This window comes from Microbulbifer sp. SAOS-129_SWC, assembly GCF_039696035.1.
GTDB lineage: Bacteria > Pseudomonadota > Gammaproteobacteria > Pseudomonadales > Cellvibrionaceae > Microbulbifer.
Genome location: NZ_CP155567.1, coordinates 483,091 through 500,080 on the forward strand (window position 1 = coordinate 483,091; position 16,990 = coordinate 500,080).

11 protein-coding genes are annotated in these 16,990 nt (G+C 62.3%); 8 read left to right on the forward strand and 3 right to left on the reverse strand.

Annotation, left to right across the window (positions count from 1 at the left end; all coding sequences use genetic code 11):
* Positions 1 to 29: 29 nt before the first annotated feature.
* The 3 genes from ABDK11_RS02015 (at position 30) to ABDK11_RS02025 (ending at position 5,992) form a co-directional block, all read left to right on the forward strand.
* The gene (locus tag ABDK11_RS02015; protein WP_346838655.1) at positions 30 to 1,436 is read left to right on the forward strand and encodes a rhomboid family intramembrane serine protease; all 1,407 of its coding nucleotides are present in this window, start codon (positions 30 to 32) and stop codon (positions 1,434 to 1,436) included.
* Positions 1,437 to 1,502: 66 nt separating this feature from the next.
* Complete coding sequence (locus tag ABDK11_RS02020) at positions 1,503 to 3,965, forward strand: hypothetical protein (RefSeq protein ID WP_346838656.1); 2,463 nt, start codon at positions 1,503 to 1,505, stop codon at positions 3,963 to 3,965.
* Between the two features lie 122 nt (positions 3,966 to 4,087).
* Positions 4,088 to 5,992 (forward strand): CocE/NonD family hydrolase, encoded by a 1,905-nt coding sequence (locus tag ABDK11_RS02025; protein ID WP_346838657.1) that lies wholly within the window; start codon positions 4,088 to 4,090, stop codon positions 5,990 to 5,992.
* Between the two features lie 62 nt (positions 5,993 to 6,054).
* Here ABDK11_RS02025 and ABDK11_RS02030 read toward each other — a convergent pair whose 3' ends face one another.
* The gene (locus tag ABDK11_RS02030) at positions 6,055 to 6,432 is read right to left on the reverse strand and encodes a hypothetical protein (protein ID WP_346838658.1); all 378 of its coding nucleotides are present in this window, start codon (positions 6,430 to 6,432) and stop codon (positions 6,055 to 6,057) included.
* Between the two features lie 116 nt (positions 6,433 to 6,548).
* Entirely contained in the window at positions 6,549 to 7,970 is a 1,422-nt protein-coding gene (locus ABDK11_RS02035) for a hypothetical protein (protein WP_346838659.1), read from the reverse strand.
* A 186-nt stretch (positions 7,971 to 8,156) separates the two neighbouring features.
* Between ABDK11_RS02035 and pepB the strand changes: the two genes are divergently transcribed.
* From pepB to ABDK11_RS02050, 3 genes are all read left to right on the forward strand, one after another.
* Positions 8,157 to 9,446 carry an aminopeptidase PepB gene (pepB, locus tag ABDK11_RS02040; RefSeq protein ID WP_346838660.1) on the forward strand — a complete coding sequence of 430 codons (1,290 nt, stop codon included), beginning with the start codon at positions 8,157 to 8,159 and terminating at the stop codon, positions 9,444 to 9,446.
* A gap of 228 nt (positions 9,447 to 9,674) precedes the next feature.
* Positions 9,675 to 11,360, forward strand: a complete 1,686-nt coding sequence (locus tag ABDK11_RS02045; RefSeq protein ID WP_346838661.1) for an enoyl-CoA hydratase-related protein — start codon at positions 9,675 to 9,677, stop codon at positions 11,358 to 11,360.
* 34 nt (positions 11,361 to 11,394) lie between these two features.
* Positions 11,395 to 12,606 (forward strand): DUF3667 domain-containing protein, encoded by a 1,212-nt coding sequence (locus ABDK11_RS02050; RefSeq protein ID WP_346838662.1) that lies wholly within the window; start codon positions 11,395 to 11,397, stop codon positions 12,604 to 12,606.
* 49 nt (positions 12,607 to 12,655) lie between these two features.
* Here the strand turns inward: ABDK11_RS02050 and ABDK11_RS02055 are convergent, their stop codons facing one another.
* Positions 12,656 to 14,179, reverse strand: coding sequence for an altronate dehydratase family protein (locus ABDK11_RS02055; RefSeq protein WP_346838663.1), 1,524 nt, complete (start codon positions 14,177 to 14,179; stop codon positions 12,656 to 12,658).
* A 232-nt stretch (positions 14,180 to 14,411) separates the two neighbouring features.
* On the opposite strand from ABDK11_RS02055, the gene ABDK11_RS02060 reads away from it, so the two are divergent.
* The gene (locus ABDK11_RS02060; RefSeq protein WP_346838664.1) at positions 14,412 to 15,149 is read left to right on the forward strand and encodes a FadR/GntR family transcriptional regulator; all 738 of its coding nucleotides are present in this window, start codon (positions 14,412 to 14,414) and stop codon (positions 15,147 to 15,149) included.
* A gap of 237 nt (positions 15,150 to 15,386) precedes the next feature.
* Positions 15,387 to 16,871: a glycoside hydrolase family 28 protein gene (locus tag ABDK11_RS02065; RefSeq protein ID WP_346838665.1), complete on the forward strand. Its 1,485-nt coding sequence runs from the start codon at positions 15,387 to 15,389 to the stop codon at positions 16,869 to 16,871.
* Positions 16,872 to 16,990 lie beyond the last annotated feature (119 nt).

Sequence of the window (16,990 nt, forward strand, 5' to 3'; positions counted from 1 at the left end):
GAGTTTGTCATCCACACAGGCTTGCGCCCTTGCTGATCATCCCACTGCAGAACAAGCCCGACTGGCGCCGCCCGCCGCTGATGTGCTTTGCCCTGATCGCGCTCAACATCCTCGTGTTCGCCCTGTATCAGAGCGGCGACGAAGCCCGCTGGCAGAAGGCCGAGAATTACTACTTTGACAGCGGTCTGGCGGAACGCGAGGAACAGCAGCTGCTGATCTATATCGATGAGCTGCACCCGGAGTGGCGCATGCAGGCGGACGCCCAGGGCGAGGACTTCATCTATCAGGAGCTGCTGTGGAACAAGGAGTTCGAGCAGTGGCTGTTGCCGCGGCTGCGCGCCGAGGATAAGAGTGACTGGTTGGCCGATCGGCAACATTTCGCCCAGCTGCGCGACCAGCTCAGCAGCTTCGCCTACGGCCTCACCCCGGCCAAACCCACCGCGGCCGGATTTTTCGGCCATATGTTCCTGCACGGCAGCTGGGATCACCTGATCGGCAATATGGTGTTCCTGCTGCTGTTCGGCCTGTCGGTGGAACTGGCGCTGGGCGGACTCTGGTTTATCGCGCTGTACCTGCTCGGCGGTCTCGCCGCCGGGGGACTGCACGCACTGGTGGAGGCCGCCAGCCCGATGCCGATGGTGGGCGCCTCCGGCGCCGTGTCTGCGGTCATGGGCATGTTCGTGGCCATCTATGGCGTGCGCCGGCTGCGCTTCTTCTATTCACTCGGATTCCTGTTCGGCGAGTTCAGTGCACCGGCACTGCTAGTGCTGCCGCTGTGGCTGGGCAAGGAGTTATTCGGCTACTTCTACGGCGACGCCGGCATCGCCTACTGGGCGCATTTCGGCGGTCTGCTGGCCGGCTTTTTCTCCGCACTGGCACTGCTCGCGTTGCGGCCGTCGCTGGCGACCATGCCGGAGGCCCACACCAATGCCACACCGACGCCGCAGCAGCGTGCGCTGGAGCGTATCGAGCGCTTCCAGCACGAGGGCAAACTGCTCGAGGCGGTGGAGGCGGCCAGCGCCGCAGTGCGTCAGTATCCGCGCTCGCTGCCGCTGATCGAGCGCGCCATTGAACTCAGTGCCGCGGCGCCGGACAGCGACGCCTACCACCGCGCCAACCTGGCGCTGTTCGCCCTGGCCGGTGACAGCGACAGCGATGCCGGCGCGATTGCCGCCGGCTGCCGCCTGTATCTGCAGACCGCCACCACGCCGCGCGCACTGGGTGCCAAGGTGTGCCTGTTGCTGGCACGCCGCGCCGCAGTGGAAAAAGACTGGCCCTGGCTGGAGGAAATGCTGCGGCGCCTGCACACGCTGCGTGTCGAGCACCCGCTGCTGCCGCGCCTGGGTATGGCGTTGGTCGAACACTACCGCCGCCTCGGCGAAGAGGGCCGCGCGCGCGAAGTCCTGCAGTGGCTGCGGGCGCCGGAAGTGAGCTGACCTGCGCCCTTCCGCCGCCGTAGATATTCCGACACAACAAGAATAAACCCAGTGGGGAGGGGAACCATGCGAGTTGGACTGCACGGTCTTTGTCTGTGCTTGTCGCTGCTGTTTAGCGGCGCGGTGTTGGCCGAGACCGCGGATACTTACCGGGATCGCTACGAGTTTTTCCTGCAGGAATCCTATGCAAAATACAGCCCGGAAGATGTCTCCGCCGACGCACCGGATCACGAGGACTTTCTCTATTACCTGGTCAAAAAAGGCCTGCGCGATGCGCCGCTGTACCGCGCTTATGGCGATCGCTACCACGCTTCAGCCCCCGTGGCCGAGGATGTGGTCGCGCTGGTGCTGTTGCGCATCGAGCTGCGGGAGCTCAAGAATGGACCTCGCGGGGACAACTACAAGAAAAAATACACGGCGACCAGGCAGCGGCTGACGCGGGCACTGCACGATGCGGTTACCCGCGACGGCGCACAGACGTTGCTGGTGCGCGAGGCGGTGCGTATTCACAGCCGCGTGCTTGGTTGCAGCGACGACGGACTGATTGCGCTGCTGCAGGGCAGCCAAAACGGATTGCAGATTGGCGTCGAAGAGTTAGATCATGGTGCGTGCAAGTCATTGTGGCAGCCGCTGGTCGATACCTACGGCCCGCGACCGGTTCTGGCCATGGTCGGTGTGCAGCAAATTGACCTGCGTCCGGAAGTGGAGTTGGCCCTGCTGGAGCGGGCTCAGCGCGAGGTGCTCGGCAGTGCGGAGGCCGATGCGGAGACAAAGGCCGCGTTTGCGTATTACTACCTGCGGAAACTCTACAGCATCGGTCTGAACCGGCGGCTATTACAGGAGTATCAGCGGTTTCCCGCAACAGTGCGGGAAAGTATGTTGGCAGTGCAGCGGCCGGACTGGACCATCCATGTCGATGGTGCGACTCTCGATGCGGGTATTATGAGCAATGCCATGCCGTTTGCGCTCGCAGCGGCATACCACGATCAGGGTGAAAACAAGGCAGCGCAGGATTTACTGAACAACATCGTACAGCTCAATCAGCGCCCGACCAAAAAGCATAAAAATGCGTGGGATTACCAAAGGCAGGAGAGCCCGTTCCAGCTGGGGGATCTGCTCGCCTATTCCCTGAATCCGGATGACCGCGACCTCTTTGAGCGCATGGTCGGCGATGGCAGAGTCGGCTGGTATTGGGCTTCGGTACGCGCCGCCCCGATCTGGAAAAAACTGGCCGCCGGTGTTGCCGCGCGAGGCGGCTATGACGAAATCGCCCGGGATATAGCCAGCGATCCATTTGCGCAGCGAAAATCCGGCGGCGACTATCAGGAAGCCGAACTTACCGAGAAAGCCCTGCAGCAACGCATCACTTATTTCCGCCAGCTGATCGCTCGCCGGGATCGCGAACTGCGCGCTGCGCTGGCGGAGATGCTGCCAGAATCGCACGAGTCCGCTGCCGCGCAAACGGTCGCACAGCGCCTGCGCGCAACGCCACCGCTGAACTATCCCCAGCACCCGCTGCCATCGGTGCCAACAGCGGGGGCATCCGGGGTAAAAGAGTCACACCAGGAAAAATCCCGGGGCGGTCAGGCAACGAAGACGGTCTCGGCCGTGGAAAAGTACCACCTGCCGCTGCCCGCGCATGCCATTGTTCGCAGCGAGGCGCGCAATGACGAAGTGGTGGTGATCTACAGCGCCCAGGATCTGGATGCAGTTGGCGAGGTGTCCAGCGGCGGCTATTGGATACTGCACTCGGACAACGCCGGGCTGGACTGGGACGGCCCCTACTATACGGGCCTGCAGCTGTATGCGCCCTATGTGATCCTGCCGCACTCTACGCTGTCCCTGTTCGGCGATGGTGGCCTGAATATCGCGGTCGAGCGGCGCGAACTGGACAAGCGCAGCATCACGTTTCCACCGGTGGGACTGCGCGCGAAGAATATCCGCAAGAACCTCTTCATCACGATCCGCTGGCAACAGTTGAAACAGGACTCGGATGGCGACGGCCTCACCGATATCGCCGAATACAAGCTGCTGCTGGATCCGCACCATACGGATTCAGACGGGGACGGCATCGATGACGGTCACGACGCGCTGCCCAATGTACCTTTTGGTCGCCCCGGCGCGCGCTCCGCATTAATGGCGGCGATTCTGAAAGAGACACTCGGCTTCGACAAAGTGGCGATTATTACCGGGCTCGGTGGCGGCGCCGGTGACCTTTCCCGCGTGCTGCAACAGCACGATTTTTCCACCATTGGCAATCAACATACCCTGTTTGTGCAGGGTAGCCGGCAAGACTTCGCCGGTCTGAATCCGGCCGCGCGGATCATGGTGTTTTCCGCCGATGAGTATAAACAGATGGGTGACCGTATGGGGCTACTTTACCCGGTTAGCTTCAGCCCGTTGTTCGTCAACCGGCGCGGCGACAAGGCGGTGGTGCAGTGGAGCGCGGGTTGGACCGGCGGCAAGCTTATGCTGCATAGAAAAGGCGACCGCTGGGTGGCGAAGACGGTAGACCAGTGGGTGAGCTGACGGATGAATACGTTGGCCTGGCTGGTGCGAGCCGGGCCGGACCGGTAATATCCGGTTGTTCAACGGCTTGATCGATCAAGAATAAAAAAGCCGACCCATAGCCAATCAATCGGGAAAGAGTAATGTATAAACACAGGGTTTTTGCCTTTCTGTGCCTGTTGTCCGTGCCATTGTTGAGCGGTCTCGCACAGGCGGCGGACAACGCAATAGAAAGTGCTGAGCAGAAAAAAGCCGACGCGCGCGCCGCCTATATCCGCTCCCACTACGCCAAATACGAATACCAGATCCCGATGCGCGACGGGGTCAAGCTGTTTACCTCCGTCTATATTCCCTACGATCGCACGCACAAATACCCGATGCTGATGCAGCGCACCCCCTACCGGGTAGCGCCCTACGGTGCGGGCAAGTACAAGAGCAAGCTGGGTCCCAGTGAAATCTTCGAGAAAGAAGGTTTTATCTTTGTGTTCCAGGATGTGCGCGGCAAATTCATGTCGGAAGGCCAATACGTCAATATGCGTCCGCAGGATGCCTTCGAGAAAGGCGGCAAGGCCGCCGACGACGCCACCGATACCTACGACACCATTGACTGGCTGGTAAAGCATGTGCCCAACAACAATGGTCGCGTCGGTATGTGGGGAACCTCCTACCCCGGCTACTACACTTCAGTGGCGGCGATCCACGCGCACCCGGCACTCAAGGCGATCTCCCCGCAGGCGCCGATCGCCGACTGGTTCTTCGACGACTTCCACCGCAACGGCGCCTTCGTCACACCGATGGCGTTTCTGTTTTTCGATACCTTCGATAAGCAACGCGAGGGGCCAATGGCGGCCTGGCCGGAGGGCATGAAGTCGCGCACCCCGGACGGCTATGAATTTTTCCGCGAGCTGGGCCCGCTCAGCAACGTCAACAAAAAATACTTCAAGGGCACCCGTCCGTTCTGGAACGAGTTGACCGAACACCCCAATTACGACGATTACTGGAAAGCGCGCAATGTGTTGCAGCACTTTCACAACGTCAAACCGCAGGTGCTGATTGTCGGCGGCTGGTACGACACCGAGGACCTGTATGGCCCGCTGGCCACTTACCAGACCATGTCCGAGAAAAACGACAAAGACAATGTGCACCTGGTCATGGGGCCCTGGTTCCACGGGCAGTGGAATCGCGCTGATGGCGACCATATGGGCGAGGCGCAGTTCGGTTTCGATACCAGCAAATGGTTCCAGCAGCGGATACTGCTGCCGTTCTTCACCAAGAACCTGAAAGGGGCCGATGAGCCGGACCCGCAGCGGGTCACGGTGTTCGAAACCGGCGCCAACCGCTGGCGCGGTTTCGACCACTGGCCGCCGCAGGGAGGTGAGTCCAAGACCTTGTACCTGGGCGCAGACGAAAACCTGCTGAGCCAACCGGAAGCGAAGGGCGGCTACGGTGATTATGTCAGCGATCCGCACAAGCCGGTGCCGCACTCCGCGCATATCAGCCGCGGCTGGGACAGACCCTATATGGCCGAGGACCAGCGCTTTACGGCGCGCCGCACCGATGTGCTGGTGTTCGATGCGCCCGCGGCTGAGCAGGACCAGACCATCGCCGGCCCGGTGGATGTGGACCTGTGGGTCTCCACCAGCCAGAGCGCGGCGGACTTTATCGTCAAACTGGTGGATGTGTTTCCGGGCAAAGACGTGAATACCGATGAAGTGGACCGCGATACCGGCAACCGCCATGAGCTGGTGCGCTGGGGCGTGATGCGCGGCCGCTTCCGCAACAGTATGAGCGACCCGCAGCCGTTCGAGCCGAACAAGCCCACGCGGGTGAAGTTTCAGCTGCTGGATGTATTCCACACCATCAAGCGCGGCCATCGGCTGGAGATCCAGGTGCAGAGCAGCATGTTCCCGTTCCTGGATATGAACCCGCAGAAGTATGTGGACAATATCTTCCAGGCCAGGCCCGCGGACTTCGTCAAGGCGGAGCACCGCGTATACCACAGTGCGCAGTATCCCAGCGCGATTCACTACCGCGTAGTCGGTCGCTGAGACTGGTTGTGGCCCCGCAGAATTTGCGGGGCCGCTTTGCGGTCGGCCGCCCGGTGCGGCCGTTAGAGGTTGGTAAACGCCTGGCCGACTCTGCCGAAATAGCCGGGCGTGACATCCTGCACATAAAATTCCGCGCGGCCGTTAGCGCCGAAATACTTGCCGCACACCATATATTTATGTCCGGGTAGCGCCTCGAAGAATATGGTGCCGCTATAGCCACTCGGTTCGTAGTGATCGAGTAGATTCCGGTACAGATCCACTTCCAGGGTGATATTCCCGGACTGTACTTTTTCGGCAAACTTTTGCCGGGAGAACAGCGGGGAGACGGGCAGTCCGTTGAAGCTGGATATGCCGATATCCGTCTCCTGCCCGATGATGCTGGTAGAGCCCTCGGGCAGGGCAATCGAGTCGATCGGGGTCGTATACGCTTCCAGAAACACAGCGGGCGTTTGTGCACACCCACAAAGCGCGATACAAAGAATCATCACTATTTTTTTCATTGGTTTCCCTGTCTTGATTGTGGAGTTCTGAGTCTCCGCTTGGCGGCCTGCCGCTGTTATGTGGATGCGATGGAAGTGCCGGCCAGTACCCGCTGTAACGTCTGCACCTGCTGCTTCAGTTCACTGTCCGGAAAATGCTGCTTGATGAACGCCAGCAGTTTTTTCGCCATATCCTCACGATTGAACCCGTCGAGATAAACCTGCGCCAGCAGCAGGTAGGCGGCATCCAGTTGACGGTAATCCTTGTCGTCTTTGTGCAGGTTGTTCAGCAGCAGTGCCGCCGGGCGGTATTTCTGCTGGCGGTAGAGGGCCTCGGCCAGCTGGTGGCGCAGGAAAGACTTGTCGATTACCGGCGGCGGATCCGTGGCCAGGTAGAGTTCCGCGGCCTTGTGGGCGCGATTCATGCGAATGAATTTTTCCAGCAGGTGTGGTCCCAGTTCGCGCAGCGCTTTCTTGTCCTGGGTAACGAGCAGCAGGCGGTAGTAGCGCTCGTTCAGTACCGGATCGTCGGGGTAGCGGCGCAGCGTGTCCACCAGCGTGCGCCGGGCACCGTTGAAATCACTCTCGCGCAACAGGATATGTGATTGCGCTAGCGCCAGCGCGCAGTCGAATGCACGCTCGTCGAGAAAATGCGCATCGTCGTCGCGCTCGGCGCTGATGCCGAGGCGCTGCTGCCGGGACAGGCAGATATAGCCCATCATTGCGCTGGTGACGATCGAGAAATAACTGGTCGTCGCGGCGATGGCCGGCAGCAGCGCCCATTGCGGCAGTTGCTTGGCCACCGCGGCAAGCAGCAGTTCCGGCGCCGCGGATACGGCACTGGTGGCCAGCCATAGCAGCCAGTAGGGCCAACCGATGATCACCGTAAAGTGCAGCAGCTTGAGCGGATTGATCGCCGCGCGCAGGCTGTTTTCCAGTGCCAGTACGATCATCGCCGCCGGTGCCAGCAGCGACAGCGCGATGGAATAGATCTGCACGGCACCGGTGCCGAGACGCGCTGCCTGGTAGCCGGCGAAGCCGGCGATCAGGGTCATGCCGATCACCTTGGCAAACAGCGGTGCGCTGTTGCCGTCGAGGGCATCGCCAAAGCCGGGCGCGGGCAGCTGGCCGTGGGCCAGTCGCTCGATTACCAGCAGGTTGTAGCGGGTCACCAGGGCCACCGCGGCCACCAGCACAAAAATCGACAGCAGGCCCAGCCCACCGATCAGCAAACCGGCGCCGGCGGCCAGCGCCACCACCGTCAGTGGGCCGGGCTGCAACGCATAGCGAAAGAAGAACAGGCCCATCTGCCAGAAGGGGCGGGCGCTATTACTGGCCCCCACATAGGCCAGTGGCTTGTGGCACAGCGGGCAGTCCGGGTGGCCCTTGGGGTAGTTGGCGGCGGCGCCGGGTATGCAGTCGGCGCAGTAATCGCGCTGGCAGGGCGCGCACTGCCACGCGGCCTCGCTGCTGGAGTGGTAATGACAGGCATCTGTCATGGTGGCATCCCTATGTCTATTGTTATTTCCTGGGGCCAGTTTATCGATGTGCGCGGGTGCGGCGCAAACATCGACAGGCGTTACCGAGGCAGTGCTGCTGGCAGGCTGTTAGAATGTCGCCGTTTCAGCGCGGGGTCTGTTAACAGGCTCCGATTCAGGCAGATCACTTCAGATCGGGGTAGAAGTATGACGAATTCAATGCAGGTGGAGCTGGTGCAGTCAGCAGCGGCGGAATCATGGGGCGACAAGGCGCTGCTGAGCTTTTCCGGCAACGCCGCTACCGTGCATGCCACGGCCGCCACCGGTGAGCCTCTGGTCGCCGCGCAGCGCGCCGCGCGCCGTCTCGACGGTATGGGCGTGCCGGCGGTAACGCTGGTCGGCGACGGTTGGGATCTGGAGCGCCGCTGGGCCTTCTGGGCCGGCTACTACAACCCCAACCGCGACAACCGGCTCGACTGGGGCAGTGCCGACGAGGCCGAGCTGAAGGAACTGGCCGCCCGCGAAGCAGCGGCGCGCTGGGTGCGCGAGATCACCAACGGCACCCCGCAAGACGTGTCGCCGGAAGTACTGGCACAGAGCGCTGCGGATCTGCTGCATGAGCTCGCGCCGGAGGCGGTCAGCTATCGTATCGTGCGCGGTGAAGCGCTGCTCGACGAGGAGATTTATGGTATCCACGCGGTGGGCCGCGGCAGCGACCGCGCACCGGCAATGCTGCAACTGGACTACAACCCGAGCGGCGACGACGGCGCAGCGGTGGATTTTTCCCTGGTGGGCAAAGGCATCACGTTCGATTCCGGCGGTTACAGCATCAAGCCATCCAGTGGCATGGCGACGATGAAATCCGACATGGGCGGCGCGGCCATGGTGACCGGCGGCCTGGCACTCGCCATCGCACGCGGCCTGAAAAAGCGCGTCAAGTTGTACCTGTGCTGTGCGGAAAACCTGATCTCCGGGCGCGCGCTCAAGCTCGGCGACATCATCCGCTATAAGAACGGCGTCAGCGCGGAAATTCTCAACACCGATGCCGAGGGCCGCCTGGTGCTCGCCGACGGCCTGATTGCCGCTTCCGCCGACGAGCCGCGCTGGATACTCGACGCCGCCACCCTGACTGGCGCCGCCAAGATGGCGGTGGGGCGCGATTACAATTCGGTACTCAGCTTTGAAGATGACAGTGCGCAAATGGTGCTGAACGCCGCCGCCGCAGAACACGAAAAGGCCTGGCGCCTGCCGCTGGAAAGTTTTCACCTGGAACAGATTCCGTCGGGGTTTGCCGATATCGCCAATATCGGCGCCGAGGGTACTCCCGGCGCTTCCACCGCCGCTGCTTTCCTGGCCAATTTTGTCCGCGACAAGGGACGCGGCTGGGTGCACATCGATTTGTCCGGTTCCTACCTGCCGGGCGCCAACGATCAGTGGGCACAGGGTGCCAAGGGGCACGGCCTGCGCACCATCGCGCGCTTCCTGCAGGAAAACTGAATTTATCTTCAATAAATAGCCGACATACCATCCGCTGGAACCGGCCTGAAAAAATTGGGCACGGTTCCTGCTTATTTATTTCCTGCCACGATTAAAATCACGTTGCCCGGATTGATAATGGCAAGGCGCACGGCGCAATTGCGAGGGTTTGCAATTGCGTTGCGCTGACTGCGCACCTCGGGGTGTGTACGCAAAAATAAAGAATAAGTAACAAGGAGTGTCAGTAGTATGCGAATTTTGTTGTTGTGCAGTGCCTTCAATGGCCTGAGCCAGCGCGTGCACCGCGAGCTGGAATTACTCGGGTGTACGGTATCGGTACAGTTGGCCACCGGCGACGCCGATATGCAGGAAGCCGTCGATGAATTTCGCCCGCGCCTGATCGTCTGTCCCTTCCTCATTCACCGTATCCCCGCCGCCATCTGGCAAAAAATTCCGTGCCTGGTTGTGCATCCCGGTATCGAGGGTGATCGCGGACCCTCGTCGCTGGATTGGGCTATCGTGCACAACCACAGCGAGTGGGGCGTGACGCTGCTGCAGGCCTGCGAAGAGATGGACGCGGGCGATATCTGGGGCACCGCTACCTTTCCGATGCGCGCCGCGCCCAAGGCCGCGCACTACCGCCGCGAGGTAACCGCCACTGCCGCGGCGTTGGTCAAAAAAGCGATTGCCGCGCTGGACGACGCCAGCTTCAGCCCGCGCCCGCTGGACGAAAGCAGTGCGCCGGGCCAGCTGATGCCGACGATGACGCAGGCCGACCGCGCCATCGACTGGCACAACGACAGTACCGATACCGTGCTCACCAAACTGCGCGCTGCCGACAGCCTGCCCGGTGTGCGCGAGGAAATCGGCGGAACCGTGGTCAACCTGTTCAATGCCGAGCGCGAGCCGGCGCTGCGCGGCACCCCCGGCGAGTTTATCGCCCGCAGTGGCGGCGCCCTGTGCCGCGCCACCGTGGACGGCGCCGTGTGGATCCGGCAGGCGAAGCCGAGCGGCGGCATCAAGCTGCCGGCCGTACGGGTGCTGGCGCCGCTGCTGCAATCGCTGCCGGCGGAAGTGGACAACCCGGTCGCGGAGATTCGCGAGATTCGCACCGAGCGCCGCGGCGATGTGGCCTACCTGTATTTCAACTTCCCCGGCGGTGCCATGAGTACCGAACAGTGCCGCGCACTGCTCGGCGCCTACCGCGAGCTGCAATCCAGCGACGCCCGTGTGATCGCCCTGATGGGGGGCGAGGATTTCTGGAGTAACGGTATTCACTTGAACGTGATCGAGGCGGCAGAGGATCCGGCGGAGGAATCCTGGCAGAACATCAACGCGATCGACGATCTGGTGCAGGCACTGATCGAGACCGACGACAAGCTCACGGTTGCAGCGCTGCGCACCAATGCCGGTGCCGGCGGGGCGATGATGGCGCTGGCCTGCGACTATGTGCTGCTGCGCGAGGGCGTGGTACTGAACCCGCACTACCGCAGCATGGGCCTGCACGGCTCCGAGTACTGGACCTACCTGCTGCCGCGGCGCGTCGGCGACAAGCGCGCGGCGGCGCTTACCGAGCAGTGCATGCCACTGCTCGCCACCGAGGCATTGCAGATCGGTTTCGGTGACGAAGTATTCGACGAGCAGTGGGATGTGTACACCCGCGAGCTGGAGAATTTCTGCCAGCACCTGGCTGAAAATCCGGACCTGGCCGCGCAGCTACAGGCCAAGGCCAGTATGCGCGCCGCCGACGAAGCGCAGAAGCCGCTGCAGCAATACCGCGACGATGAACTGGAAAAGATGCGTGCGGTGTTCTTTGACCCGCAAGCACAGTACCATCGTTCCCGGGCCTGCTTTGTCTACAAGCGCCCGGCGCAGGAGACACCCGCCCGCCTGCGCAAGAAAGCGCGCTTCTGGCAGCGCGCGGTATTTTCCTGAATTGCGGCGGTTACGTTTAATCTGAGTCCCGGTAATGGATGCTGTCGAACTCGAATCGTCGCCGCTGCGACAAACGGCCGCAGCGGCCGAATCCCCCAATCCGGCGCCGGCCACACGCTGTGCCAACTGTGAGACGCCCATGCTGGGGCCGCACTGCTACGCCTGCGGCCAGCCGGAAAAAGGCCTGGTGCGGCATTTCTCGCATATTGTCGGTGATTTTTTCGACACCGTATTCGCGCTCGATTCGCGTATCGTGCACACCCTGTGGCCGCTGCTGACACGCCCCGGTTTCCTGACTCTGGAATACCTCGCCGGGCGCCGGGTGCGCTACGTGAGCCCGGTGCGCCTGTTTGTGTTCCTGTGCCTGCTCGCGTTTTTTGTCGCTCAGTTGAGTACCGATTGGGAAGTCGGTATCGGCACCGGCCGCGATGCGCCGACCGAAGACTCGGTGCGCGGCGATATGGAGCGGGCCACATCGGTGGAAGAGGTGCAACGCATCCGCGCGCAGGCGCTCGCGGAGCTGGAGAAATCCCGCAAAGACAGCGCCAATGTGCCGGGTCTGGACGACGCCCTCCGCGGTGTCGAGCAGATCGTCAACAAGAGTGCGCGGGTGCGCATCGCCGAGCTCGGTGGCGCGGACACCGGCACCGGTGACGCGGCGGTGGGGGAGAGCGGTACAGAATCGAAAGGAGAGGAGCAGGACTGCCTGATCGGCGCCGGCGCTGGTTGCTGGTCGCCCGAGCAGCCGGCATGGCTACCCGGCGACTGGGGCGCGATGAAGTTTTCCCACCTGTCCCGCAACATCAAGCGGGTGGAGGAGGACCCGAACCTGTTCAAGGATGCCCTGTTCGGCGCGATTCCCTCGACCCTGTTTGTGCTGCTGCCGATCTTTACCCTGCTACTGTGTGGCCTCTACCTGTTCAAGCGCCGGCTGTATATGGAGCACCTGATCGTGGCCCTGCACAGCCATGCGTTTCTCTGCCTGGCGCTGCTGCTGGCACTGTTGCTGGAAGACATCACCCCGTGGCTGGCGGCGCAGCTGCCACTGGCCGGGATGCTGTGCTCGCTGCTGTTTGCAGCGCTGCTGTGCTGGATGCCGCTCTACCTGCTGTTGATGCAAAAGCGGGTTTACGGCCAGGGGTGGCCGATGACCCTGTTGAAGTTTTTTACACTGGGGATTGCCTACGCGATCCTGCTTGGCGTGGGTGCCGCACTGACCGCCCTGTTCAGCCTGGTATCGCTTTGAGCGGCGGTGCGGCTTGTCCGCGCATAAATCGGGATGTGCGGGCGCTGGCTCAGATCACCGCACCGATTCGCCAGGGCGCAAACTCGTTGTCGCCATAGGCGAGCAGTTCGCTGGCACTGCGCTCGCCGGAGGCAATGGCGAGAATGCGTTGAAAAATAAACTCGCCGCGCTCGGCCACCGTGTACTCGCCCTCCAGAATACCGCCGCAGTCCACATCCATGTCCTCGCGCATGCGCTGGTACAGCTGTGAATTACTCGCCAGTTTGATACTGGGAACCGGCTTGGCGCCGAAGGCGGAACCGCGCCCGGTGGTAAAGCAGACCACGTTGGCACCGGAGGCGATCTGCCCGGTAACCGACACTGGATCGAACCCGGGGCTGTCCATAAACACCAGCCCTTTGCGCCGCACCGGTTCGGCATAGAGATAGAACGCCTGTAGCGCGGTGGTACCGCCCTTGGCCTGGGCGCCGAGGGATTTCTCGGCAATGGTGGTGAGGCCGCCGGCCTTGTTGCCCGGCGAGGGATTGTTGTTCAGGGTCACGCCGTTGATCTGCGTGTAGTTCTCCCACCAGTGAATCCGGTCAATGAGTTGTTGCGCGACATCGGGGGTGGCCGCGCGGCGGGTGAACAGGTGCTCGGCGCCGTAAATTTCCGGTGTCTCGGAATAGATTACCGTGCCGCCGTGGCGCACCAGCAGGTCCGCTGCCGCACCGAGCGCGGAGTTGGCGGTGATCCCCGAATAGGCATCGCTGCCTCCGCACTGCACCGCCAGCGTCAGCTCCGAAGCCGGCAGCGGCTCCCGTTCACAGGCGTTGGCGGCCGGCAGCATTTCCGCCAGCCGCTCGATACCCGCCTCGATCGCCGCCCGGGTGCCGCCCTCGCGCTGTATCGTCAGGGTCTGGAACTGTGGGCCGGTCTCGAGGCCGTATTCACGCAACAGGTGCCCCACCTGCATCGATTCGCAGCCGAGCCCGATCAGCAGAACACCGGCGAAATTGGGATGGCAGATATAGCCGTGCAGGGTGCGCATCAGGGTGCGGTACCCTTCATCGGCACTGGACATGCCGCAACCGCTGTCGTGGCCCAGGGCCACCACGCCATCGATGTTGGGGTAGTCGCGCAGCAGGCTGCCGTTGTGGAAATGGGCCGCGACCGCGCGGGACACGGTTACCGAACAATTCACTGTAGATACCACCGCAAGGTAGTTGCGGGTACCCACGCGGCCACCGCTGCGACGAAAACCCTGAAAGGTCGCGCGCTCGGATTCGGCAAACAATTCGGTGGGTTGCGCCTCGCTGCAGAAAGCGTAATCGGCCCGCTGGCGATCGGCGTTCATATTGTGTACGTGCACGTGTTCGCCGGCGGCAATATCGCAGCTGGCGGTGCCGATCGGCTGGCCATACTTGCACACCGGTTCACCGGCGGTGATCGGCTGCACCGCTACCTTGTGCATGGCGGGTACGTCGCTGACCAGCTCGAGCATACTGCCGCGCCAGTTCAACAGGCTGCCGGCGGGCAACTGCGCGCGACACAGGGCGACATTGTCTGCGGGGTGAATATGAATTAAATCCATCTGTGTACTGACTCCGTACCGGGCCGGCCACGCCGGCGGCCAGAAATCTTATCGTTGTGTGGTCAATCCGGGTAATTGGTTACAATCTAGCACTGTATTGGTCAGGCCGCAATCGTGATTGTCGCCTGTTTTGGTAAGGCGGCAGTGGCAGCTAATCTGTTGTGGCGGTTTAACCCCATCTGCTAAACTGCGCCGACGCAGCTTCTATCGCACACAAACGGAGACATGCATCATGCAGGGCGCGCGACTGTATCAACAGGTGGCGGAACAACTGGCCGCGGCCATCGCCGCCGGCGACTACCCGCCCGGCACCCGCCTGCCGGCTGAGCGCAAGCTGGCGGAGCGCTTCGAGGTCAGCCGCCCGACGGTGCGCGAGGCGATCATCGCACTGGAACTGGCCGGATGTGTCGAGGTGAAGGGCGGCTCCGGGGTGTATGTGGTTGACGCCGAGGCCGGCGCTTTCAAGGCTACCGACTCCGACATCGGTCCGTTCGAGATACTGCAGGCGCGCATCATGTTCGAGGGCGAGGCCGCCGGCCTGGCTGCGCGCCAGATGAGCGACGAGGAAATCGCCGAGCTGGAACAGATTCTGGCAGAGATGGTGGCAGAGAACGCTACCGAGGCGAAGGCCGAGGTGGCGGACGAGAAATTCCACCTGCACGTGGCCCGCGGCACCCATAACGATGCCGTGGTCTCCGTGTGCGAACACCTGTGGCAACTGCGCAACAGCTCCACCGTGTCCGCGCGTATTCTCGAGAAGGTGCGCCAGGCGGGCTCCAAGCCACGCATTGAGGAGCACCGCAAGATTCTTGACGCGATCAAGCACCGCGATGCCGATGGCGCCCGCAACGCCATGCGCGATCACCTGCAGCGGGTGGTGCAGCAGTTGCTGGACGCCACCGAGGCCGAAGCCCTGGAGGCCGCGCGACGAGAAATGAGTGTCGCGCGCCAGCGCTTCGCCATGCCCTGATTCTCCCCGCCGGCGCAGGCTGCGCCGGCGTTCCCGCCCGCACCCAGCCGCCCGGCGCGCCTTGCCAGCGATGTATCCCAACGCCTTCCCTGCGCGGATTCCGCGCTAGTTGATCTGCCGCATTCACGCTTGCCCCTCCACAATTGGTATGACAGACTAATAAAAACCTCCATTCTGGTCTTGCCGATTTTTTGCAAGCGGAGTCCAGCCCATAACAATAAGTTCGGGAGGCGAATGATGAGACTGGATAGGCGCAGCTTCCTGCGCAGCGGCCTGGCGCTGGCCGCATTACCGACACTGGGGTCGACGTCGGCGAGCGCTATGAGCCGGCCACAACTGGCTGATTACAGCGGCGCCTGGAGTGCCGTACCCAAAATTCTTGCCGCGCTGAAAGCGTCCCGGATTCCGGCGCGGGACTTCAACCTCAAGGCACTGGGTGCCCGCGGTGAAGGCGAGGATGCCAGCCGCTACTTTGCCGCCGCGGTGGCCGCCAGCCGCGAGGCCGGCGGTGGCCGTATCGTGGTGCCGCCGGGTCACTACCGCAGCGGCCCCATTCACCTCGCCTCCAATACCGAGCTGCACCTGCAGCAAGGTGCCGTGCTCTCCTTTATCCCCGAGCCCGAACGCTACCTGCCGGCGGTGAAAACCCGCTGGGAGGGCATGGAGCTGATGGGGTATTCACCGCTGATTTACGCCTACGGTTGCGACAATGTGGCGCTGACCGGCAGCGGCCGTATCGACGGCGGCGCCGACTGTGACACCTGGTGGCCGTGGAAGGGCAAGAACGACAACTGCGCTTTCCACCCGGGTCCGACCCAGAAGCCTGCGCGCCAGGCACTGGGGCAGGATATGGAAAACGGGGTGCCGGTCGCCGACAGGGTCTATGCCGACGGCAGCTACCTGCGCCCGCCGCTGGTGCAGTTCTACCGGTGTCGCAATGTGCTGATCGAGGGAGTCACGCTGGAGAACTCACCGTTCTGGGTCATGCACCCGGTACTGTGCGAGAACGTCACCGTGCGCGGGGTTACCGCCCGCAGTCACGGCCCCAATTCCGACGGCTGCGACCCCGAATCCTGCCGCAATGTGCTGATCGACGACTGCGAGTTCGATACCGGTGACGACTGTATTGCGATCAAGTCCGGGCGCAACGCCGACGGCCGCCGCCTGGCCACGCCCAGCGAAAACATCGTTGTGCGCAACTGCCGCATGCGCGACGGCCACGGTGGCCTGGTGCTGGGCAGCGAGATCTCCGGCGGCGTGCGCAATGTCTTCCTGGAGAACTGCGTCATGAGCAGTCCGCACCTGGAGCGGGGCCTGCGCATCAAGACCAATGCCATGCGCGGCGGTGAGATCCACGATATCTATGTGCGCAACCTGAGTATCGGCCATGTGCAGGACGTGATTGTCATCAACTTCTACTACGAGGAAGGTGACAAGGGTCCCCACGATCCGGAGGTGTACAACATCTTTGTGGATAACCTGCGCTGCCAGCAGGCAAAGCGCGTTTTCCACATTCGCGGTTTCGCGCGGGCGCCGATCCGCGGGCTGCACCTGTCTAACAGCGATATCGCGCAGGCGAGTTCCATCGGCGTGATCGAGGCGGTGACCGGCCTGACCACTGATGCGGTCACCATCAATGACCGGAAATTCAACCCCGGTACCGATGGCACCGGCACGATGCTGGCGCGCAAAGCCACCGGTCAGGATAAAACGCAGAAATAGGCGTAAATTGGTCAGCCAATTTGTTGTTATTTGGTAATCCGTATGCCATTATCGGCTCGCTTTAATAATAACTGGTAATACCAAAAAGGTTTGCCGAACAATAAAGATGATAAGCGGAG

Coding starts and splice junctions, on each gene's coding strand:
- ABDK11_RS02020 (WP_346838656.1), top strand. CDS start 1,503: ATGCGAGTTGGACTGCACGGTCTTTGTCTGTGCTTGTCGCTGCTGTTT.
- ABDK11_RS02025 (WP_346838657.1), top strand. CDS start 4,088: ATGTATAAACACAGGGTTTTTGCCTTTCTGTGCCTGTTGTCCGTGCCA.
- ABDK11_RS02035 (WP_346838659.1), bottom strand. CDS start 7,970: ATGACAGATGCCTGTCATTACCACTCCAGCAGCGAGGCCGCGTGGCAG.
- pepB (WP_346838660.1), top strand. CDS start 8,157: ATGACGAATTCAATGCAGGTGGAGCTGGTGCAGTCAGCAGCGGCGGAA.
- ABDK11_RS02045 (WP_346838661.1), top strand. CDS start 9,675: ATGCGAATTTTGTTGTTGTGCAGTGCCTTCAATGGCCTGAGCCAGCGC.
- ABDK11_RS02050 (WP_346838662.1), top strand. CDS start 11,395: ATGGATGCTGTCGAACTCGAATCGTCGCCGCTGCGACAAACGGCCGCA.
- ABDK11_RS02055 (WP_346838663.1), bottom strand. CDS start 14,179: ATGGATTTAATTCATATTCACCCCGCAGACAATGTCGCCCTGTGTCGC.
- ABDK11_RS02060 (WP_346838664.1), top strand. CDS start 14,412: ATGCAGGGCGCGCGACTGTATCAACAGGTGGCGGAACAACTGGCCGCG.
- ABDK11_RS02065 (WP_346838665.1), top strand. CDS start 15,387: ATGAGACTGGATAGGCGCAGCTTCCTGCGCAGCGGCCTGGCGCTGGCC.